The sequence below is a fragment of the Polyangium sp. y55x31 genome, assembly GCF_029946505.1.
Lineage (GTDB): Bacteria > Myxococcota_A > Polyangia > Polyangiales > Polyangiaceae > Polyangium.
On the sequence record NZ_JARZHG010000011.1, the window covers coordinates 166180 to 187054 of the forward strand.

At 69.9% G+C, this 20875-nt stretch carries 17 protein-coding genes; 9 read left to right on the plus strand and 8 right to left on the minus strand.

Annotated features, from left to right (window positions below):
* A complete protein-coding gene (locus QHF84_RS21050; protein ID WP_281315135.1) occupies positions 1-1791 on the plus strand; it encodes a M4 family metallopeptidase in 1791 nt (596 codons plus the stop codon).
* A 52-nt stretch (positions 1792-1843) separates the two neighbouring features.
* Here the strand turns inward: QHF84_RS21050 and def are convergent, their stop codons facing one another.
* A complete protein-coding gene (gene def, locus QHF84_RS21055) occupies positions 1844-2437 on the minus strand; it encodes a peptide deformylase (RefSeq protein ID WP_281315136.1) in 594 nt (197 codons plus the stop codon).
* A 20-nt stretch (positions 2438-2457) separates the two neighbouring features.
* Positions 2458-3450 carry a hypothetical protein gene (locus QHF84_RS21060; protein WP_281315137.1) on the minus strand — a complete coding sequence of 331 codons (993 nt, stop codon included), beginning with the start codon at positions 3448-3450 and terminating at the stop codon, positions 2458-2460.
* 50 nt (positions 3451-3500) lie between these two features.
* On the opposite strand from QHF84_RS21060, the gene QHF84_RS21065 reads away from it, so the two are divergent.
* A complete protein-coding gene (locus QHF84_RS21065; RefSeq protein WP_281315138.1) occupies positions 3501-4580 on the plus strand; it encodes a glycosyltransferase family protein in 1080 nt (359 codons plus the stop codon).
* Here the strand turns inward: QHF84_RS21065 and QHF84_RS21070 are convergent, their stop codons facing one another.
* Together QHF84_RS21070 and QHF84_RS21075 are read right to left on the minus strand one after the other, a co-directional pair.
* The gene (locus tag QHF84_RS21070) at positions 4581-5678 is read right to left on the minus strand and encodes a hypothetical protein (protein ID WP_281315139.1); all 1098 of its coding nucleotides are present in this window, start codon (positions 5676-5678) and stop codon (positions 4581-4583) included.
* Entirely contained in the window at positions 5675-5938 is a 264-nt protein-coding gene (locus tag QHF84_RS21075; RefSeq protein WP_281315140.1) for a hypothetical protein, read from the minus strand. Before QHF84_RS21075 ends, QHF84_RS21070 begins: the two co-directional genes overlap by 4 nt.
* Positions 5939-6496: 558 nt before the next feature.
* Between QHF84_RS21075 and QHF84_RS21080 the strand changes: the two genes are divergently transcribed.
* Entirely contained in the window at positions 6497-8926 is a 2430-nt protein-coding gene (locus QHF84_RS21080; protein ID WP_281315141.1) for a DUF2169 domain-containing protein, read from the plus strand.
* A 66-nt stretch (positions 8927-8992) separates the two neighbouring features.
* Positions 8993-9166 (plus strand): hypothetical protein, encoded by a 174-nt coding sequence (locus QHF84_RS21085; protein WP_281315142.1) that lies wholly within the window; start codon positions 8993-8995, stop codon positions 9164-9166.
* 3 nt (positions 9167-9169) lie between these two features.
* On the opposite strand, the gene QHF84_RS21090 is transcribed toward QHF84_RS21085, so the two are convergent.
* Positions 9170-9946, minus strand: a complete 777-nt coding sequence (locus tag QHF84_RS21090) for a Stp1/IreP family PP2C-type Ser/Thr phosphatase (RefSeq protein WP_281315143.1) — start codon at positions 9944-9946, stop codon at positions 9170-9172.
* 61 nt (positions 9947-10007) lie between these two features.
* Here QHF84_RS21090 and QHF84_RS21095 point away from each other — a divergent pair, with 61 nt between their 5' ends.
* Positions 10008-11390, plus strand: a complete 1383-nt coding sequence (locus QHF84_RS21095) for an aldehyde dehydrogenase family protein (protein WP_281315144.1) — start codon at positions 10008-10010, stop codon at positions 11388-11390.
* A gap of 334 nt (positions 11391-11724) precedes the next feature.
* Here QHF84_RS21095 and QHF84_RS21100 read toward each other — a convergent pair whose 3' ends face one another.
* Positions 11725-12534 carry a metallophosphoesterase gene (locus QHF84_RS21100; protein ID WP_281315145.1) on the minus strand — a complete coding sequence of 270 codons (810 nt, stop codon included), beginning with the start codon at positions 12532-12534 and terminating at the stop codon, positions 11725-11727.
* A 7-nt stretch (positions 12535-12541) separates the two neighbouring features.
* Positions 12542-12865, minus strand: a complete 324-nt coding sequence (locus QHF84_RS21105; RefSeq protein ID WP_281315146.1) for a BolA family protein — start codon at positions 12863-12865, stop codon at positions 12542-12544.
* A gap of 65 nt (positions 12866-12930) precedes the next feature.
* Between QHF84_RS21105 and QHF84_RS21110 the strand changes: the two genes are divergently transcribed.
* Genes QHF84_RS21110 through QHF84_RS21125 form a run of 4 tightly spaced genes read left to right on the plus strand, consistent with a single transcriptional unit; the run spans position 12931 to position 19766 of the window.
* On the plus strand, positions 12931-13431 hold the full coding sequence (locus tag QHF84_RS21110) for a hypothetical protein (RefSeq protein WP_281315147.1): 501 nt from the start codon (positions 12931-12933) through the stop codon (positions 13429-13431).
* Positions 13431-17783 (plus strand): hypothetical protein, encoded by a 4353-nt coding sequence (locus tag QHF84_RS21115; protein WP_281315148.1) that lies wholly within the window; start codon positions 13431-13433, stop codon positions 17781-17783. The genes QHF84_RS21110 and QHF84_RS21115 overlap by 1 nt, the downstream gene beginning before the upstream one ends.
* Positions 17784-17829: 46 nt before the next feature.
* A complete protein-coding gene (gene malQ, locus QHF84_RS21120) occupies positions 17830-19350 on the plus strand; it encodes a 4-alpha-glucanotransferase (RefSeq protein WP_281315149.1) in 1521 nt (506 codons plus the stop codon).
* Positions 19347-19766 (plus strand): zf-TFIIB domain-containing protein, encoded by a 420-nt coding sequence (locus QHF84_RS21125; protein WP_281315150.1) that lies wholly within the window; start codon positions 19347-19349, stop codon positions 19764-19766. Before malQ ends, QHF84_RS21125 begins: the two co-directional genes overlap by 4 nt.
* A gap of 5 nt (positions 19767-19771) precedes the next feature.
* On the opposite strand, the gene QHF84_RS21130 is transcribed toward QHF84_RS21125, so the two are convergent.
* Positions 19772-20707 carry a hypothetical protein gene (locus QHF84_RS21130; RefSeq protein ID WP_281315151.1) on the minus strand — a complete coding sequence of 312 codons (936 nt, stop codon included), beginning with the start codon at positions 20705-20707 and terminating at the stop codon, positions 19772-19774.
* Between the last annotated feature and the right edge of the window lie 168 nt (positions 20708-20875).

Sequence of the window (20875 nt, forward strand, 5' to 3'; positions counted from 1 at the left end):
ATGCGTAATCGTCGCCTTGTCACGCTCGCTCCTCTGACGTTCCTCCTCGCCGCCTGCGCCGTCGACGGCCAGGACGAAGGCAATCAGGCCGCTTCGCAGGACGTTTTTGCCAATCGCGACGAGCAGGCGATGAAGCTCGCCGGCGACATCGGCATCGAGAAGGTCGCCGAGCGCGAGATCGCGCGCGGCGCGGGGGACCTCAACGTCGAGCGCGTGCACATCGACGAGAGCGGCGAGGCCGTCACGCGCGTCGCCCAGTCGATCGACGGGCTCCCGGTCTTCGGCGCCCAGGCCGTGGTCGAGCTCGACACGCGCGGCGGCGTGAAGCAGGTGCACGATTACCTCGAGCGCAACCTGCGCGTCGAGCCGGCCACGATCTCCGAGGCCGAGGCGATCAAGATCGCCTACGGCGCCGTGGACGGCGTGGTCTCGCGGACGCGCAAGGCGGACATGCAGATCCTCGCGCGCAAGCAGCTCGGCGCGGTGGCGACGCACCGGATCCAGCTCGAGGCGACGAACCACGACGGCTCGCCCTCGCTGCCCGTGATCTTCGTCGACGCCCGCACGGGCGAGGTCGTCAATAGCTACGACAACCTCCAGACCGCGCGGAACCGCAAGACGTACACGGCGGCCAACAAGACGACGCTGCCTGGCACGCTCGTGCGCTCCGAGGGCCAGGCGGCCGTCGCCGACGCCGTCCTCAACGCGGCGCACGACAACGCCGGCATCACGTACGACTTCTACTTCAACAACTTCGGCCGCGACAGCTTCAACGGCTCGGGCGCGACCCTCACGTCGAGCGTCCACTACAGCACCAACTACGTGAACGCCTACTGGGACGGCACGCAGATGGTGTACGGCGACGGCAACGGCACCGACTCCTCGGCGCTCACGGTGCTCGACGTCGTGGGCCACGAGCTCACGCACGCGGTCACGGAGTACGCCTCGGGCCTCGTCTACCAGAACGAGTCCGGCGCGCTGAACGAGGCCTTCTCCGACATCTTCGGCGCCTCGATCGAGGCCTACCGCGACGGCGCGGTCTCGGCGAACACCTGGAAGATCGGCGAGGAGTGCTGGACGCCGGGCACGGCGGGCGACGCGCTCCGCTACATGAACGATCCGGCGACCGCGGGCGATTACGACTACTACCCGACGCGCTACACGGGCACGTCGGACAACGGCGGCGTGCACTGGAACTCGGGCATCGCGAACCTCGCGTTCTACCTCGCGGTCGTCGGCGGCTCGCACCCGCGCGGCAAGACGAGCAACGTCGTCGCTCCGCTCGCGTCGAACGCCGTCGAGAGCATCCAGAAGGGCGCGGCGATCTTCTACAAGGCCAACACGTCCTGCCTCGGCCCGAACGCCAAGTTCGCCGACGCCCGCGCCTGCACGGTGGCCGCTGCGAACGAGCTCTACGGCGCGGCGGCGGCCACGTCGGTCGGTGATGCGTGGACCGCGGTCGGCGTGGCCGCGCCTCCGTCGTACTCGCTGCTCAGCACGGTGAGCAACGTCTCGGTCGGCTCGAAGAAGTGGAGCACGCAGTACACGCAGCAGACGCCGGCCGGCTCCAAGGCGCTCAAGATCGAGATCTCCGGCGGCACGGGCGACGCCGATCTCTACGTGCGCTTCGGCAGCGCGCCCACGACGTCGAGCTACTCCTGCCGCCCGTACCTCACGGGCAACAGCGAGGTCTGCGAGTTCATCCCGCCGCAGAGCGGCACCTACTACATCAAGCTCTACGGCTACTCGGCGTCCTCGGGCATCACGCTCAAGACCTACTCCGCGCAGTGATCGAGGCCGGGCGCGCGTGCCTCGGCTCTGCCCGCGGAACGCGCGCCCTCCCTCACTCCACCCCAAAAACCTTCTTCACCTCCGCGACGGGCGCCTCCAGCCAGCGCGCCCCCATCTCGTCGTTGCACGAGAGCGTTCGCGAGATCATGCGATCGACGTAGAGCACGCCGCGCAGGTGATCCACCTCGTGCTGCAGGATCCGCGCGGGCCAGCCCCTCGCCTCCCAGCGCAGCGGCTCGCCTTTTTCGTCGAGGCCCGTCACCTCCACCGCGAAATGCCGCTCGACGAGCGCCATGTAGCCCGCGACGGACAAGCAGCCCTCGAAGTACGTCGCCGTCTCCTCGCCGATCACGCGGATCTCCGGGTTGAAGATGACGGTCAGCGGGAACGGGGCGCGGCCGCGCTCTTCGCGTTGCTCTTTCGTGAGGCGCGCCATGCGGGCGTTATCGTCCTCGAGCACGATCACCTGCAGGCCCACGCCGATCTGCGGGGCGGCGAGGCCCACGCCGGGCGCCTGGCGCATCGTCTCGACCATTTTCTTCACGAGCAGGCGCGTGTCCCGGCTCTTGATCTGCTCCCTCGCGACGGGCGCGGCGGCGGCGCGGAGGACGGGGCTACCGGCTTGTACGATCCTGGGCTTCGACATCGGGACGCGGGATCGTGCCCTCACCCGCGCGTCGGGCGCAAGGAACCGACCACGCCGAGCAAACGCGACGCCCCGCGGCCGAGCTTTTCCGTCGCGCGGCTCTTCCACGTCGCTTCGGGCAAACGCGGCGCCGGCTCGGTGCAGGCGAACGCGTCGAGCCACGCCTCCCAGGGCGGCCGCCCGAGCACGCCGCCGAGGTCGAAGAGCGTGAGATCTTCGAGGCCCGCCGCGCGCGCGATGGCCACGTCGTCGGCGAGCTCCGCGGCCGAGCGATACGTGGCCTCGTCGCCGAGCGCGCCCTTGCCCACCGCGCCGAGCGACACGCCCGCCCGCGCCCCGAAGCGCGCCGCGGCGAGGCGGCACGAGGACGCGAGCAGGGGCCGGACATCGTTGCGGGTCAAAATGCCGCGCGAATACCCTTCGATCAGCGTCGTGTAGACCATCACGCTCGCGTGGTCGCAGGCGATCGAACCGACCGGCGTGCCGAGCCATCGTTCGAATCCCAATGTTTGGTCGTCAAAAAGAACGAGCGGAATGACGGCGGCCGAGACACGGATCGGCGTCGGGACACGCGCGCGGAGGTCCTGCACGAGGGCGCCGAGGATCGCCGCGCCGTCCTCCTGATGCGGCGCGCTCCTCGCGGGCGGATCGAGCCCGAGGAGGCGGCGGAGCCGGTCGATCGGCGGTTCGAGGTCGAGGGCGATTTCCTCGGGCAGGGCACCGGCCGCGTCGAGCTCGTCGACGAGCGCGCGGACGTATGCGGCGAAGCGGGCCGCGTTGTCCACGCTCGCCCAGCGCCCGGCCGCGTCCGCGAGCATCGGCCAGACGGCGAACGGGAGCCCTGCGTCCCTGGCGGCCTGGGCGAGCCGCACGAGGTCGGCGCGTGGGCCCGGCTGCGCCGCGACGATGAGGCCGATCTTCCGCTCGGCGAGGGCGGCGAGCACGGCGGGCGCCGCGATCTCGGCGTGCGTGACCATCTCGCACCAGATGCGAAGGCCGCGCGGGGCCGTCATGCGCGCCGGATCCTCGACCCCCACAGCACGGATGGATAAACTCCGCGTCCATGAAGATCCTCTACGGGGTGGTGGGCGAGGGCATGGGGCACGCGATGCGCTCGCGCGTGGTGCTCGAGCACCTGGTCGCTCAGGGGCACGAGATCGAGATCATGGCTTCCGGGCGGGCCGCCGAGTTCCTCACGAAGCGGTTTCAGGGCGTGAACAAGATTCACGGCTTCCACATGATCTACGAGGAGAACCGCGTCCGCCGGGGCAAGACGTTGTTCTCGAACGTGACGCACGGCGCGGCCGGGCTGCCCAAGAACATCGCGGCTTACTTCGAGCTCATCCAGGCGTTCCGTCCCGAGGTCGTGATCAGCGATTTCGAATCGTGGACGTACCTGTTCGCCAAGACGCATGGACTGCCCATCCTGTCCATCGACAACATGCAGATCATCAACCGGTGCACGCACGGGCCCGACATCATCCGCGGGGACGAGGCGGACTTTACCGTGACGCGCCTGTTCATCAAAGGGAAACTCCCGTTCTGCGACCATTACCTCATCACGAGCTTCTTCCGCCCCCCGATCCGCAAGCCCCGCACGACGCTCTACCCGCCGATCCTGCGCCCCGAGATCCTCCGCGCGAATCGGCGCGCGGGCGACCACCTGCTCGTCTACCAGACCGCCGAAGGAAATGACGCGCTCGCCGATACGCTGCAGAAGACGGGCCTCGAATGCCGCATTTACGGCATGCGCCGCGGCATCCAGGAGGAGCAGGTCGAGGGCAACCTGCGGTATCGGCCCTTCAGCGAGGATGGGTTCATCGACGACCTCGCCTCGGCGCGCGCGGTCATCGCGGGCGGCGGCTTCACGCTCATGGGCGAGGCGGTTTTCCTCCACAAACCCATGCTCGCCGTCCCCATTCGCCACCAGTTCGAGCAGGTGCTGAACGCGCGATACTTGGAGCGCGAAGGGTTTGGCCGGTCGGCGGACTCGCTCGCGGATCCGGCCACGATCCTCGATTTCGTGAAGGTCGTCCCCGAATGCGCGGACAAGCTCGCTGCGTATTCCCAGAATGGGAACCAGGACCTCTTCGACGGGATCGACGGGCTGCTCGATCGGGCCGCGGCGGGCGTGCTGTCCTGATCAGAAGAAATAGCGGAAGGCCAGGCGTCCGCCGAGCGCGCGGGTCGGCGGACCGGGCGAGATCGTGTCCCCCGCGGCGCGCCTTTCCTGCGTGAAACCGTACGTCCCGACGAACCCCAGCGTGAGCGCGTCGCGCCCCGTGTAATACACGCCCGCCGCGACGCGCTCGGTCGTGTAGGCCATGGGCGCGCCGCCGACGAGCTCGGCATTGCGGCGATCGAGGCCTCGGTTTTCGCCGCGCTCGACCCCGGCTTCGAGCATCGCCCCGACCGGCGCGATCGGCGCGAGGTCGACCGAGGCCGCGACGGATGCCGCATACGATCGCGGCGCCATGCGTGAATCGAGGCCCGGGCCGCCGTGGAGCCTCGTATCGAGCGCCTCGCCGCCGAACGAGGCCTGAATGCCCACGTGCCGACCGAACGATTTCGCCGCGCTCGCGTATGCGTGCACGCCGAATGAACGCTCGTCCACCCGCAGCGCCCCGGCCCCGTCGAAATTTTTGAACGCGCAGCCGAGGTCCCCGGCGACGAGGCAGAGAATACGCGCCCTGTCCCGCATCGCCGCGTCCGCCTCGCGCATCATGGCGTCGACGAGCCCCGAGGGACGCGCGCGCACCCCGCCGGCCATGACGAGGCCCGCGCGCAGGCCGACCGAAAGGCCGAGCCATTCGCTGTGCAGGACCTCGAAGCCGAGGTGCGGGCGGAAATCGTAGCCCGTGCGGCCGCCATAAAAATAGGTCGACGACGCGTCGCCCCCGACGCCCATTTGAAAGGCCGCGCGCGCGCCGAGCTCCGCGCCGCGCACCGGCGCGATTCCCACGGCGAGCCGCTCCTCGAACAGGAAAAGCTTCTGTCCGTCACGGGCGGGGAGCGGCAGGCGCATCGGGGCCGCGGGCGGGGCGCCCGCGCCGTCCTGGACGCGCAGGCCCATCGAGGTGTCGATTCCGATGTGGGTGGTGGTGAACGGACCTTCGAGCAGCACGGGCGGCTGGAACCTGTGGCCCTCGAGGGTGCGCGCCGCGGCCGCTCCGTATTCCTCTTGGGCGCGCCCGGACGGGGCGGCGAGGAGCGCGGCGAGGGCCGCGGCGCAGGCGATCACTTGACGCGGCAGGCCTTGGTGCTGGTGCCGGTCACGCCGTTGCAGGATTCGCTCGCGGCGCAATCCGAATCTTGCGTGCAGACCTTGAGGCACTGCGGCTCCGTGGCCGTATCCGTCGGCTTTCCGCAGATCGCGTCGTCGACACATTCGTCCGCCGCACCCTCGGTCTCGCATGGCTCCCCCACCTCTGCCGCGGAACATGCAAGCAGAACGGTGCTGAAGGAAGCGAGCGCCAGCGCGACGAGGCCATTTTTGAGCATGAATGTCTCCTTTCGACAGGGGCGTCAGACTATCGCTCGGGCCGCGGCGTACGCTCCCCTTTTCTGTCGAGAACGTGCATTTTTCTGGTCACGCGCGTGACCATCACGGATGCCCAGCCACCAAAACGAAACACGCGGTCGTCAGGGAAATCATTCAATGGTGGGGGCGGCGGTGCGTCGTCCCGCATGTGCTGGCAATGGCGGCGCGGCGCATCGGGCCTCGCCGGGCGTTCCCGTCAGGCGCGACGGATCGTGGGCCGTCGGGCGTGCCCGGGGTGGGACGGGAGAAACAGACCCGACGGGGGTAGCATGGACGGACCGGCTTTCCGCCAATGGGTTGTCACACGCGCCGGCGGTCGGTCGCGGCCGCATTCGGCCCGACGCACCGCAGCGTGCGGGCCATGCCCGCGTCCGCTGGATCGGACAAATCCCACGTTCCGCCGCATTTGTGACAAGTGTCACACTCGATGGAACGGAAGAGCTCGAGGGCACGAAAGATTCGGGGATCCCCCGAGGAAATCTTTCCCAACCTGCTCGCGTTAAGCTACCCTCCCCGCATTGGAGATCGTCCGACTCTGCCCATTCAGCGTCGCCACCGTGGTGTGGGAAGAGCGCCCCGGAGGCTATCGCCTCACGATCGGGGTGAAGGCGACGTTCGCGCTGGCCCACGGCGAGACAGCCCTGCTCGCGCCGAAGCAGGATACGGCGCACGGCGATATCTCCTGGGATCACAACCCGCAGGCGGCGCTCTTCGCGCCGAGTGACTTCGTCCCGTACAAGCCGAAGATCGACATCGCGTTCTCGGGCCGCGCGTTCGCCCCCGGCGGCGTGCCGACCGAGAGCCTCGTGCCGCGTCTGCGCGTGGGGCATTTCGAGAAGTCGCTGCGCGTCTGCGGGCCCCGCGTGTGGATGCCCGGGCACACGGGCAGCCTGCGACCGAGCGCCCCCGAGCGCTTCTCCGCGATCCCGCTCCGCTACGAGCTCGCCGCGATGCAAGGCGAGAACATGAGCGGCATCCCCACCGGCGCCGGGAGCGCAGGCTGGCCCTTGCCGCGCATCGAGACGAGCGAGACGTGCCCGCCCAACGCGACGCCGGGCTTCGGTCCGTTGCCGATCCGCTGGCGCGCCGAGCACCGCGGCGCCCCGGACGATGCCGTCACGTTCGCGCGCCGCATCCGCTCCGAACACGCCACGGCCCCCGATTCGCTCCCCTTCTCGCTCTTCAACTGCGCGCCGATCGAGCAGCAGATCGACGAGCTCGAGCCCGCGCCCGTCGTCGTGCTCGAACACCTGACCCGCAAAGCGTCGCGCTTCGAATCGAGGCTGCCGAACATCCGCCCGCGCGTGTTTTACGCGCACCAGGGTTCGGTGCGGCCGTTCGAGATCGACGTGCGTCTCGACACGGTGTGGATCGACGGCGTGCGCCTCGTGGCGGTCGTGTCCTGGCGTGGATCGACGCCGGTGACCGAGCCCGACGAGCACGCGCTCGGTCGGATCATCGTGGCCTCCGAGAGCCCCGAGATGACCGTGAGCCTCGAAGACGTGGAGTCGCCCCCGATCCCGCCCGAAGATTCGAGCCCGCGGCCGATCCTGCCGCGCCCCTTCGAGGGGGAGATCGCCGAAGACGAGGGCTATACGCTCCTGCCGACGGCACCCGTGCAGCACACGCCGGAAGAGCCGGCCTCATTGCCCGTCGAGCCACTCGCGCTCGGGAGCGGCGGCGCCCTACCCGCGCGGCCGCGTGACAGCTCGGTGCCGATCCCGCCGTCGGGCGAGCGCCTCATCGAGGATCGCGCGTCGTCGAGGTTCGTCGTGGACGCGGCCTTCCCCGGGCCGACGCAGCTCGTCGAGCGCGCCGCGCGCGCAGAGGTCGAGGACGAGCGACCCGCGCACGCCGCGACGTCGTGGGAGACGGACGTCTGGCCAGGCGACGCGGCCGCGATGCGGCTGCCGCCCCACCCCACGCCGACGAGCGTGCCCGAAGGCGCGCACACGTCGGCCGAAGAGGAAGAAGATCCGGCCGACCGCGCGCCCGCAACCGCACGTACGGGCACGACGAGCCCGCCGCCGGCAGAGAGCTTCGGCGTGATCACGGAGCGCGACTCGATCGCGCCGCCGACGATGGTGCCGAGCACGCGAAAGACGGGGACACTCGCGCCACCTCCCACCTTGCCCGGCGGGGCCGTCGCCGCGAGCGGACGGCTCCTCGACGCGCCGCCCACGACCCAGCGCGCCCCCGCGCTCGTCGCGTGGACCGAGCCGAAAGGTCAGCCCGTCACGACGCCCGTGAGCGCAGCGCCCGTCTCGCCGGTGGAAAACGCGGCCTTCTTCGCAGCATCAGCCGTGGCCTCGTCCGGCCCCGCCCTGCCCTCCGCGCCGATCACGCCGTCGCCCAAGCCTTCGGTCGTCTCGGTCGAGACGCCACGCCCGTCGGGCGAGCGTCGCCGTCCCTCGACGGCGAGCATGGCAGCGCCGCTGCTCATGGCCGCAGACCTGCCGCTCGAGCAATGCGCGGCCGTGGCCGCTCGTATCGATCGATGCCCCGAGGACCGCGCCCGCATCCTGTCGGAGATGGGTTTGTCGGAGCCGCGCTGGGTGTCGACCGAGCGGACGTGGATAAGCGCGATCCGCGCCGAGACCGAACAAGGTCGGTGCGAGCTGCGGCTCGCCTACGATCGAGCGTACGTGCAGCAGCTCGAGATCGAGCGAGGCGCGCTGGAGATCGCCGACTACGCGCGGCTGATGTTCTCGGTCGAGCACAGCGACGCCGACGCGGTGCTCGCGGAGCTCGGCCTCGCGCGTATCTGCCTCGTGCGAATCGAGCGCGTCTGGCAGGAGCGCATGGAAGCCGATCCTGCCTTCCGCGCGCGCGTGCGAGAGGCGCTCGCCTCGGCGCGCCGAGCCTACGCGCGGGTGCAGTCCGACGGCCGCGGCGCGACGTACGCCGAGGCCGCCACGCCCTCGCGGCCACGGTCGAGTGATCGATGACGCGCGCCGCCGCGTGAAGAATTGACGCCTCGCCCGCCGGCCCAACGTGAACGGCGGGAGGCGAAGATGAACGCAGAGGCCGCGATCCTCGCCGCCGCGAACCTCGTCGCGGCGCAAGTGGCACAGACGAACGAAGCTGCCAGGACCCGATCGCCATGGTTCTGGGTGGTGCTCCTGGTGATCGCCGTGCTCGCGCTCGGCTGGTACTTCCGAGCCGGGACGATCGGCCGGAGGCCGTGATCCTCAGGCCCGCGCGAAGTTCGCGCGGCGGCCGGCCCAGGGCGGATCGTCGGGCTCGATGCGGACGAGCACGACCGTGATGTTGTCGCGTCCGCCGTTCGCGTTCGCCGCCTCGACGAGGCGCGTGCACGCCTCGGTGAGGATCACGTTGTCGCGCACGATGCCCGCGATCTCCTCGTCGGAGACGAGGCCGTGCAAGCCGTCCGAGCAGAGGACGAAGACGTCGTGCGGCTCGACGCGCTCGGCGCGCAGGTCGACGTCGACCGTGGGGCTGATGCCGAGCGCGCGCGTGATGACGTTCTTCGGCAGGTACTTGAGATCGAGCTCGGTGAGATCGGGCCGCTCGAGCAGAGCGTCGGAGATGAGCGAGTGGTCGCGCGTGAGCTGCTTGATCTCGTCGCCGCGCAAGCGGTAGCAGCGGCTGTCGCCCGCGTGAGCAACGAAGAAGGTGCGATCGTCCGGCGCGTACGCGCCCGCGACGACGGTCGTGCCCATGCCGCGGTGAAGGCGCGAGTCATCGGCGCGGGCGAAAATTTTCGCGTTCGCCTCGAGCACGGCAGCGCGGAGGCGCTGGCCGACGGTGACGTCGGGCTTGCCGTCGTCACGGAAGAACTTGGCGATGCAACTCGCGGCCATGCGGCTCGCCACCTCGCCCGACTGATGTCCACCCATGCCGTCCGCGACGACGAACACGTTGAACTCAGGCAGAAGAATGAAGCGATCCTCGTTGTGGTGCCGCTGTCTGCCCACGTCGGATAGGCCTGCCGCGACTGCTCGCATCCGCCGCGTATTGTACGAACATTTCCTGGCCGACGAACAGGCCCTAAGTCCAAGCTTCCCCATGCTGGAGCTCGTCGTCGACAACCCCTACACCCTCGACGTGGCCGTAAGGCGGCCCCTCGCCGAAGCCGGTGAGGTCGACCAGGCCCTCGACGCCGCCCAGGCCGCCGCCCGGGCCTTCGCCCCTACGGCCGTGAAGGACCGCGTGGCCCTGTGCCTCGCAGCGGTTTCGCGCATGGAAGAGCGGGCCGAGGCCATCGCGGCCGACATCACGGCCATGATGGGCAAGCCCCTGCGTCAAGCGCGTGGCGAGGTAGGCGGGATGGCCAAGCGCGCCCGGTACATGGCGAGCATCGCGGAGGCATCACTCGCGGACACGGTTCTGCCGCCCCAGGAGGGCTTCGATCGGCGGATCACACGAGCCCCGCTCGGAGTCGTGTTCAACCTGCCTGCATGGAACTATCCGCTGCTCACGGCGGTGAACGTGGTCATCCCGGCCGTTCTCGCGGGGAACGCGGTGATCCTGAAGCACTCGCCGCGGTCGCCGCTCTGCGGGGAGCACTTCGCCGACGCACTGCGTGATGCCGGGGCGCCGGCCGGGCTCGTCCAGGCGCTGCACTGCGATCACGAGATGGCAGGGCGCATCGTGGCCGATCCGCGGGTGAATCACGTGGCATTCACGGGATCGGTGGCAGGCGGGCACAAGGTGTACGCCGCAGCCGCGGCGGCGCGCTTCGTGGACGTGGGGCTCGAGCTCGGCGGGAAGGACGCGGCCTACGTGGCAGCAGACGCCGACCTCGACAAGGCGATCGAGAACATCGTCGACGGCGCCTGTTACAACGCAGGCCAAAGCTGTTGCGCAGTCGAGCGCGCCTACGTGCACCGGAGCCTCTACGAGAAGTTCGTCGAGGGGTGTCTCGCGCTCATGAAGACCTACCGTCTCGGCGATCCCACGGCAGCCGAGACGAACATGGGCCCGATCGCGCAACCCCATCACCCCGCGTTCATCCAAGAGCAGATCGATCGCGCAGTCACCGCAGGCGCAAAGGTTCTCTTGGGAGGCAAGCGAACGCAAGCAGACGGGCGCGGTCGATTCTTCGAGCCCACGCTGCTCGTGAACGTCGATCGACGCATGGACGTGATGCAAATCGAGACGTTCGGCCCAGTACTCCCGATCATGCCCGTGGACTCGGACGAGGAAGCCGTGGCGTTGGCGAACGACAGCGATCTCGGTCTCACGGCGAGCATCTGGACGCGGGACCGAGAACGCGCAGAGCGACTCGCAAAGCAGCTCGAAGTAGGCACCGTCTACATGAACCAGTGCGACACCCTCGACCCAGCCCTGCCATGGACCGGCGTGAAGGACAGCGGCAAGGGCTCGACGCTGTCCGCACTCGGCTTCCTGCACCTCACGCGGCCGAAGGCGCTGAACTTCAAGCTCTGAGCGGAGGGAGCGGAGCGGGGCGTTGCCCCGCACCCCAGGAGGGGGCTGTCCGCCCCCTCCACCCCGGACCAGGCACGGCCTGGACCGAGGGCTGAGAAACTGCGCGATGCGCAGTTTCTCAGACGGGCCCGTGGCAAGACCACGAACGACGGCGCCGGCCGAGAGGACGGTGCTGCGGTTTTGACTGGCAACCCCGTCGCCAGTCTCGACGCGGCCTGTTCGATGAACTGCGCATCGCGCAGTTCATCGACCCCGGGTCCAGCGCTTGCGCTGGTCCGGGTCCAGGGGTGGACAACCCCTGGTCGGGTCCGGGGTGAAACCCCGGCGCTGCGCTTCACGCCTCGAACTGATACGTCGCGCGCTCTGCGCCTTCGACCTTCACCACGATGCGGTTCGGTTCGAGGTGCACGACGGCGTGTGCGGCGGCGGCGCGACCGGGGGCGTCGTCGTCGAGGTTCTCGATGAGGCTCTGCAGCGTGATGAATGGGATGCCGTCGACGAGGTCGAGGTGGTTCCAGTGCAGGTGACCGTTGAAGACGGCGCGTACGATGCCGCTCTCGCGCAGGATCGTGCGGAGGGCGCGACGCTCCTCGACGAGACAGATGTGCGGCGAGCCCTCGAACCAGCGGTTGCCGCGCAGGTCTTGATCGGCTGCGCTGTGGTGCATGAGGACGATGGTCGGCGCTTGCGTCGCTGCGAGATCTTCGCGTAGCCAGCGGAGTTGTTCTTCGCCCACGGTGACGTCGTGATCCTTGCGCTCGCGCGTGTGGAGTACGACGAAGTGGAAGCCGCCGCGATCGAAGGAATGGTAGAGCCGATCGAGATCGGGGCGCTGCCAGACCGAGAGGATTTCCGACGGCGCGAGGTGCTTGGTGTCGTGGTTGCCTGCGACGTTCACGAGCTCGGCGCGCGTGCTTCGCAGGAGGTTCACGCATGCGGCGTAGCGGGCGAGGTCGGCGTCGTGGTCCTCGTCCTCGATGTCGTCGCCGAGGTTCACGACGAGGTCGGGGTGGACGACGTCGTTCATGCGGGCGACGAAGGCCTTGGCGAGGCCGGGGGCGCTACGCGTCAGCTTGCGAAGCTTGCCCGCGAATCCAGCTTCGGGGCCGAAGTGGAGATCGGTGATCAGGCCGAGCGTGAGCATGCGGATTTCACTTCTTGTCGTGCTTCGAGCCGCCGAGACAGGGCGGCGACTGGAAGCCCTCGGCGCCTTCGGCCTCGAATTGCGCGGGCGTGAGTGCGCGGAGCGTGAGCGCGTGCAGGCCTGAGCGGAGTTCGTCCGCGAGGGCCGTGTGCACCTTGCGATGCCTGTCGAGGGTGCCGAGGCCCTCGAAGGTGGGGCTCACGACGAGCACCTTGAAGTGCGTCTCGGAGCCTGCGGGCACGTTGTGGTTTTTGCTCTCGTTCTCGACCGCGAGGAACACGGGCGCGAGGGCCGCGGTGAGCTTCTGCTCGATTCTCTCCTGGCGTGACACGGGGCGAGCTTAGCGTGGATTTCGCATCCCTCCCATCTTGCTCGGGCCTGGGTTACAAAGGCGCGATGACACGCTTTCCGCATGCTTTCTTGCGCTCCCTCTGCGCCGCGGGGCCCTCGCTCGTCCTCTGCACGGCCCTGCTCGCCGGCTGTACCGAGGAGAGCGACGAGACCACCACGGAGACGACGGAGACCGACCCGCCCACGATCTCCATCAAGAGCCCTGCGGAAGGAGCGTGCGTCTCGATTGGCGAGGCGCCGGACGTGCGGATTCCCTTCGTGCTCGAAGTAAAGGCGCTCCTCCTGCGGCCGCCCGGGTACTGCGGAGACACGGAGGCGTGTGGGCACCTCGAGCTGTCGGCGAATGGCAAGGTGGTGAGCCGCAGTTCGGGCACGGTCGTGGAGTTCCCGATGATCGGCGTGGCGGATCGGTATGACACGTTCGACGTCGAGATCGTCGTCGTGGATGACGCGGGAGAGCCGCTCGTGGGCGGCGAGAAGAGCGTGCTCCGCGTGACGCGGACGATCACGACTGCGCCTTCCTGCGACATGGGCGGAGGTGCGTGATGCAGGCGCGACGCACGGACCGCGGGAAACTGGCTGCACGCGCGATCGTCTCCGCGATGGCCTTGCTCCTGGCCGCGGGGAGCTGCGTCGCGCCGCCGCCGCCGAAGACGACGTCGACGTCGGAGGTCCGTTGCGACAAGGCCGCGCTTTCGACGTGTGAGGGCGCGATCGCCGCGGCCGCGTGGGAAGAGCGGGATCCGACGGCGCTGCTCGATGCGTATGCCGCGGCGCGGGCCGAGCGTGACGCGGGTGATCGATGGGCGTCGCTCTGGCGCGCCGCGAAGTCCGAGCCGAAAGCGCGCGGCGCGAAGTCCGTCGTCCTGCGCGAGCACGAGGATGGCCACGCGCCGAAGGTCTCCGAGCGCAAGGGTGGCGTGGAGATCCGGACTGCGCCGCTGCCTCGGCTGGAGTCGATCGACGAGGCTCTGCTGATCGCCGCGATGGGAACGTCGCTCGGTTGGGAGACGATCGCGCGCGTCCGTGGTGATGCGGGGATGGTGGCGGAGATCTTTTTGAACGATCCGCTGCGTCCGTTCATGGGCGGTTTGCCGCCTGTCGTGAAGGACGTCCTCGCGCGGGATTCCGAGGCCGTGATCGAGATCGACCTCAACATCGCACGAGCGGTCCGGCGTGCCGCGGAGCATGCCGCGAGCTTTCGCTACGTCGACGCGGCCGGTGAAGCCGAGCGCCTGTACGCGCTGCTCGATCGACGCAACGGGCTGAGCCCGCGCCCGCCGTCGCATCCTTCGGAAGAAGCCGAACCCGTGCTCCGCGGCAGGTACTTGCTCACGCTCCTGGAGAGCGCGGGCATCGCGCTCGAACCTCCGCCGGGCACGTGGGTCTCGCCGTATCCGAACGCTCGTTCGAGCGGGCCTCCCGGGCCGGACACGTTGCGCGACGGCACGCCGTACGGACATCTCCTGCGCGTGCGAGCCGCCGACGACGACGGCGTGACGTGGAAGGTGCTCGGCGACTCCATCCTCGCGGCCGTGCCGGAGGGCAAGCGCGAAGGGATCCGCGCGCTCTTCGGCCCGCGGGAGGCGTGTGTCGCCGTGCCGCCGCCGAGCTTCCAGGGGCCCGACGATCTGGTGTTCGCGTACCCGATGGGTCGCGCGCTCACGCCCTCGCTCACGCTCGACACGACCCGGAAGAACCTGCTCCCGCTCGCGGAGTGGCTCCCTCGGTACGACGCCTTCGTTCGCACCGTGGACGATGCCCGCACGACGTGGGCCCACGCCTTCGCGCTCACGCAGCAGCGCGGCGAGCTCTCGGGGATCTCGCTCGCGCAGACGCCGTCGTACCGGCGCGTCTCCACGCTCGTCTCCGCCCACCTCGCCGCGCTCGTGCAGCTCCACCAGGCTCATCCCGACCGCATGCGCTCGATGAGCGTGGTCACGCTCGCGTACGCGCCCGGCCTCATCGCCGATGCGTCGCTGCGGGATGCGCTCGTCGATCTGCTGCGACGCACGATCGAGGACAGGATCGGGCGCGCGAAGGACGCGTCCGAGGTCTTCGAGGCCGTTTTCACCGGCGTCATGGCCGCGATGGTGTATCCGGCGGCGATCCAGAGCGCGCTCTACGCGGGCCTGCTCGGCGCGTTCCGCAAGAAGATCGACGGGGATCTCGCCCGCCAGAGCGGCTGGGGCGTGGCCGGGCTCTTCGCGGCCGACGCGCTCGTGCGCACGCTGCTCGGCGATCGCCCCGATCTCGACGCGGCCGCGGCGCGGATCGGGCAGGCCCTCGCCGATCCGTCCGTTGCGCGGCGCCCGCTCGCGCGCCTCGCCGCCAGCGTGGCCCGCTACCTCGCGCTCGGCAGCGCCGGCAAGCTCGACCCCGAGGCCGCGGACGCCGCCCGCTTCCCCGCCGATCGCAAGGCCGCGCGGGAGGCGCTGCGCGAGGCGATCGCCGGCCTCGGCGATGGCGCGGAGCCGATGCCCGCGGGCCTGCTCGAGGACGTGGTGACCCTTGGGGATCAAACGATCACCGCGCTCGCCACGGTCCTCCTCGACAAACCTTCCGGATCCGAACCGAAGTGCGGCGGCGCGAAGAGCGGGCCGAGCCCCGCGGCCAGGCGCGTGCTCGCGCGGCTCGGCGACGTGCGGAGGCGCATCCTCGCGAGCCCTTCGTACGCCAAGGGAGACGGCGCGACGATCCGCCGCGCGCGGTTCGTCGTGACGATCCTGTCGGACGCGATCGACCTCGCGTCGCCGCGCAAGAGCAAGGCTGCGCCGTTCGCCTTCGTGATCCCGGCGGCAGACGTGGTGCGTGCCGTGCAGGCTGGGCTCGCCGAGTGGGACGAGCGCGCGTTCGCCGACGCGACCACGTCGATCTACGGCCTCGTCCGGACCTACCTCGCCGAGCCGAAGGCGGCGTCGATCGACGCGTCTCGCGTAAAAAGCCTCCTCACGGCGCTCGCCGCGATCTTCCACGACGAACGCGCGGGCATGACGGTCGGGCTCCTCGACGAGCTCGCTCGCGCCGCCGCCGTGGAGAACACGCAAGGCGGGCTCGATGCGCTGCTCGTCTCGCTCTCCAGCACCTTGCGAGCACAAGGCAAGCGTGATCAGGCCGATCTTTGCCTGCTCGGCGGCGTGCTCGTCTCGGTCGCGACGGACAGACCTCCGCACGACGCGGCCATCGCCTCGGCGTCCGGCGGCGCCTCCGAGCTCGGTTGGGCCTTGCGGTTCGCGCGTGAGGTCTTCCGGGCGCGCCACGGAGAGCCGCCGCGCCCGGGCGAGTACGCCGAGGGCATGCGCGGAGCGGTCTCGCGCGCCTGCGAGGATCCCGCGGCTGCGGACGCCGTGGTCTCCGTGATGGACGCGATCAAGCTCGCGAACACCGGCGACCGCACGAAGGCGCGCGAAAACCTCGACGCGTTCCTCGCGATGGCCGAGTCGAGCGGGCTCGTGATGCCCCGCATGGCGTACCGCTACGAGGAGAAGACCGTCTCCAAGGTCCTCAACGTGAGCTTCGGCGTCTCCTTCGGCGCGGGCCTGCTCGAGAGCTCGTCCACGTTCCAGATCGGCCTCGGCATGCGCTCGCCCGGCAAGCCCGAGGGCTCGTTCGTCGCGCACCTCGCGCCGATCGCCGGCCCGGAGCGCGACACCGAGGCCGCGCGGTACTACGTGCACGCCGCCGCGATCGACGCCGCTTACCACTTCCTCGACGGCGACGTCGAGCGTGGCGCCTCCGCCGCATCCCGCGCGATCGACGCCGCGATCTTCGGCGTTCGCCTCGGCGGCCGATCGCTCGGCCCGCCCGATCCGAAGACCATCGCCGCCGATGCGCGCGCGGTCCTCGCCGTCACGGCCGTCCTCGCCGCCGACGCCGGCATGCCCTTGCTCGCCGGCGACCTCTGGTCGCTCGTCAGCACCACGCTCGATGGCGACACCGACGACGCTGCGCTGCGGGAGATCCTCTCCACGACGCCCGTCGCCTTCGCCGGCATGCCAGCGGTAAAACCCGTGCTCGATCGCGCGGCCCGCGCCCTCGCCGTGCTCGGCGAGCCTCTCGCTTGCACCGAGGAGAAGGTCGAGCTTGGTGGCTACGAAGCGCCTTCGTGTGACGCGTACTCCCTCGCCCTCTCGCTCCGCGCCGGCGGCGCGCTCCGCAAGCTCCCGCGGATTCGACGCGGCGACACCGGCAAGGCCTGCGCCGGCCCCCTGCCCGCCCTCGACGCGTTCCTCGGCGGCATGGAACAGAAAAACTACGATCCCGACGCGTTCACCCGCGCCACGCTCGAGCTCTCCTCGGCCGGCCGCGTCTACGACGCCGCCGTCCTGCTCGCACGCCAGCGCCAGCCGACCCACTGCAACCCGAGCCTCCTCAGCGCCGCACGCTCGATCGGCAGGTCGAAACTCCTCGGACCGAGCCTGCGTGCCGACACGCTCAGCGTCGCCATCAACTGCGCGATGCTCGACGACGCCGCGCTCGACGATCTCGCCGCGCTCGACGCGGACACGGCTGCCCTCTCCGATCGCAACCGCAACCTCGCGGTGCTCGTCTTCGCGACCGAGCTCAGCCTCGCGCGGGACCGATGGGACGTGCTGGCCAAGCTCGCGAGAAGCCCCACGTTCGTCTCGCGATGGCTCGACACCACCCCGCAGGCATCGCTCTTCGCCCTCGTCCTCGCGCACGCCGCGGCCATCCTCGCGAAGGAGCCCGCCCTCGCCGAGCCCGCTTCGCGCTCGTACGATCTCTTCTGCGTCACGCTCCCGCCCGCCGACAAGGCCGCCTGCGAGGCGGTCCGGGCCATGCAAATGCCGGAGACGGATCCCGACGTCCGCGAGAAACGCGCGCGCGAGGCGCTCTCGGCCGCGCTGCAAAGGATCACGCAGAAGGCCCGGCGATGATATCGTCCGCCCGCTTTTCGGCCCCGCCGATGAGGAGACGCTCGCAATGACCCAGGCCCACGACAAACCCCGCCGCGAGGCGGGCATCCTCCTGCACCCGACCTCCTTGCCCGGCCCCTACGGCATGGGGGATCTTGGCGCCTCTGCGCGGCGCTTCCTCGACTGGCTCGCCCAGGCCGGGCTCGGCCTCTGGCAGGTCCTGCCCCTCAACCCGACCAGCAACAACTGCCCCTACGTCTGCTGGTCCGCCTTCGCCGGCAACCCGCTCCTCGTCGACCTCGTCCGGCTGCACGAGGTCGGCCTGCTCGACGCCGCCGACCTCGCGCACGACTTCACGCCCGCGAGCCTCGTCGACTTCGACGCCGTGCGCGCCTTCAAGGAGCCGCGCCTCGATCGCGCCGCCGAGCGCCTGCTCGCGAGCCCCGACCACCCGCTCCGCAAGCCGCTCGCGGCCTTCCGCGAGGCCGAGGCCTCGTGGCTCGAAGACTCCGCGCTCTTCTGGCTGCTCTCGCGCAAGAACGGCGGCAAGGCCTGGTGGGACTGGGAGCCCGCCCTGCGCGACCGCGAGCCCGCGGCGATCACGAAGGCCCGCGCCGAGTACGCGAAGGAGATCGAGCGCGAGATCGCCATCCTCTTTTTCTTCGAGCACCAATGGTCCGAGCTCCGCGCCTACGCACACGCGCGCGGCGTGCGGATCGTCGGCGACCTGCCGATCTACGTCGATCGCAACAGCGTCGACGTCTGGGCGCACAGGAACCTCTTCCACCTCGACGAGCTCGGCACGCCGCAGACCGTGTCGGGCGTGCCGCCGGACTACTTCAGCGAGACCGGCCAGCTCTGGGGCAACCCGATCTACCGCTGGGATCGCATGGCCGAGGACGACTTCTCCTGGTGGCGCGCGCGCCTGCGCCGCGTCCTCGCGCACACGGACATCGCGCGCATCGATCATTTCCGCGCCTTCGCCGCGTACTGGGAGATCCCGTTCGGCGCGCCCGACGCGCGGAGCGGCCGCTGGGTGAAGGGCCCTGGGCTTGCGTTTTTCCAGGCGCTCGAGCGTCACGGCAAGATGCCGCTCGTCGCGGAGGACCTCGGCATGATCGACGAGGCCGTGCACGAGCTGCGCCGCGCCGCGGGCCTGCCCGGCATGCGCGTCCTGCAGTTCGCGTTCGGCGGCGACGCGGACAACACGCACCTGCCCCACAACCACGAGCCGGACAACGTCGTCTACCCGGGCACACACGACAACGACACCACCGTGGGCTTCTGGAACGCGGCCCCGCCGCACGTGCGCCACCACGTGCAGCGTTACCTCCGCGTGAGCGGCCAGGACATCGCCTGGGACTTCATCCTCGCCGCGTTCGCCTCCACCGCGAACACCGCGATCATCCCCATGCAGGACGTGCTCTCGCGTGGCAGCGAGGCGCGCATGAACAACCCGGCCACGACCCGCGACAACTGGCGCTTCCTGCTCCACGGCGACGTCTTCCGCCGCGAGACGGCCATGCGCCTGCGCGAGCTCGCCGATCTCTACGGACGCCTCGCAGCGCCGCCCGGAGCCGCGCGATGAGCGAGCAGTACCGCCTCGCCTCCCCGCAGTGCCCGCTCTGCGGCGGCCTGCTTCAAGAACGCCCGACCCCCGGCGCCGTGGTCGACGTCTGCGCCGACTGCCATGCCGTGTGGATCGACTGGTTCGACGGCGACGTCTCCAGCGTCGCCGCGGCCGTCGAGGTTCGCCCGGCGATCCCGCAGTCGCGCCCCGGCGCGCGGACCTGCCCGCGCTGCCGGGACACGCTCGCGCCCGAGCATCTGCGCGGCCACGGCCCCGAGGTTCTTCGTTGCCCCGGCTGCGCCGGCGTCCTCATCCCCTCGACCATGCTCGCCGAGGTCGTGGCCCTCGGGCCCGTCGACGACACCACGCCTCCCACGCCGGAAGAGGGCCTCTTCCGGCGCATGCTCAACGCGATCCGCTCGCTCGGCGCCTGAGGGCTCTACTTCGGCGGCGGCTCGACCGGCGCGAACGTCGTCGAGCCGGCGCCCCAGAACTGCAGGTTCGGCGACCCGGGAATCGTGATCGGGGTCGAGGTGATGGCGTTCTGGCTGAACGTGATCTCGAAGAGGAACCCCGAGTTCGTGAAGCCGTAGACGCTGCCTGCCCAGAACGCGATCCCGAAGACGTCCGAGTACCCGACCGCGCCCCAGTTCTTCACGAGCGCGCCCGTCTTCGGGTTCACCTCGATCAGGCAATCGTCGCAGCCGTTGCCCTTCACCGTCAGGTACGTCCCGCCGCCCTTCACCGACACGATGTCCCCGCTCGACGAGTAGCCGCCGCCGATCGAGCCGACGGTCGTCATGACCCCGGTGACCGTGTCGATCCGGACGTACGTCGCGTTCTGGTAACCGACGAGCACCTCGTTGTTCGGATCGAGCGTCCCGGCCGGCACGAACGAGAGCGAGTTCGGGTAGCTGCCGCTCGCGATCTCCGTGCACTTCGCGGTCGTCTTGTCGATCCAGTAGAGCCCGGAGAAGCTCGTCCCGACGATCTTCGAGTCCTTGTCGATCGCGATGTCGATGACGTCGCCGCAGCCCTGGAAGTAGTCCACGACCGAGACCTGCTTCGTGTAGGGCTCGAGTTTGTACAGCCGATCGGGGCTGTGTCCGAACACCTCCCCGGGCAGCTCGGGGTCGGGCGTGCCGCCGTCGGTCGGGAAGTCGAACCCGCCCGCGCCGCCCGTGCCGCCCGCGCCGCCCTGCCCGGCCGATCCTCCCTGCCCCCCCGACCCGGCCGAGCCGCCTTGCCCTTGCCCCGCGGCGCCGCCCTCCCCATTCTGGAACGTGCCGTCCGTGTTCGCAGCCGAGCAACCGAACACGAACGCCGAGGCCGCGATCACGGCGAACCAGGAAGGACGCAAGGAAGCTCTTCGCATGGGCAAATCTCCGCGAATTCGGCGTCTTCGCGAACGCCGATCCAGGAACGTAGGAGACCAGACCCCCTCCCGGGCGTCAAGGAGCGCCCCCGGACACGATTTTCGTAACGATTCCGGCCTGAACCGGCGGGAAGCGGCCGGGGTATTGTGGATGGCCTTGCATTCGGT

What these genes read in the sequence shown, in the direction of transcription:
- QHF84_RS21125 (WP_281315150.1), top strand. Translation starts at nt 19,347, where the DNA reads ATGAGCGAGCAGTACCGCCTCGCCTCCCCGCAGTGCCCGCTCTGCGGC.
- QHF84_RS21065 (WP_281315138.1), top strand. Translation starts at nt 3,501, where the DNA reads ATGAAGATCCTCTACGGGGTGGTGGGCGAGGGCATGGGGCACGCGATG.
- QHF84_RS21085 (WP_281315142.1), top strand. Translation starts at nt 8,993, where the DNA reads ATGAACGCAGAGGCCGCGATCCTCGCCGCCGCGAACCTCGTCGCGGCG.
- QHF84_RS21095 (WP_281315144.1), top strand. Translation starts at nt 10,008, where the DNA reads ATGCTGGAGCTCGTCGTCGACAACCCCTACACCCTCGACGTGGCCGTA.
- malQ (WP_281315149.1), top strand. Translation starts at nt 17,830, where the DNA reads ATGACCCAGGCCCACGACAAACCCCGCCGCGAGGCGGGCATCCTCCTG.
- QHF84_RS21090 (WP_281315143.1), bottom strand. Translation starts at nt 9,946, where the DNA reads ATGCGAGCAGTCGCGGCAGGCCTATCCGACGTGGGCAGACAGCGGCAC.
- def (WP_281315136.1), bottom strand. Translation starts at nt 2,437, where the DNA reads ATGTCGAAGCCCAGGATCGTACAAGCCGGTAGCCCCGTCCTCCGCGCC.
- QHF84_RS21115 (WP_281315148.1), top strand. Translation starts at nt 13,431, where the DNA reads ATGCAGGCGCGACGCACGGACCGCGGGAAACTGGCTGCACGCGCGATC.
- QHF84_RS21110 (WP_281315147.1), top strand. Translation starts at nt 12,931, where the DNA reads ATGACACGCTTTCCGCATGCTTTCTTGCGCTCCCTCTGCGCCGCGGGG.
- QHF84_RS21130 (WP_281315151.1), bottom strand. Translation starts at nt 20,707, where the DNA reads ATGCGAAGAGCTTCCTTGCGTCCTTCCTGGTTCGCCGTGATCGCGGCC.
- QHF84_RS21100 (WP_281315145.1), bottom strand. Translation starts at nt 12,534, where the DNA reads ATGCTCACGCTCGGCCTGATCACCGATCTCCACTTCGGCCCCGAAGCT.
- QHF84_RS21075 (WP_281315140.1), bottom strand. Translation starts at nt 5,938, where the DNA reads ATGCTCAAAAATGGCCTCGTCGCGCTGGCGCTCGCTTCCTTCAGCACC.
- QHF84_RS21060 (WP_281315137.1), bottom strand. Translation starts at nt 3,450, where the DNA reads ATGACGGCCCCGCGCGGCCTTCGCATCTGGTGCGAGATGGTCACGCAC.
- QHF84_RS21050 (WP_281315135.1), top strand. Translation starts at nt 1, where the DNA reads ATGCGTAATCGTCGCCTTGTCACGCTCGCTCCTCTGACGTTCCTCCTC.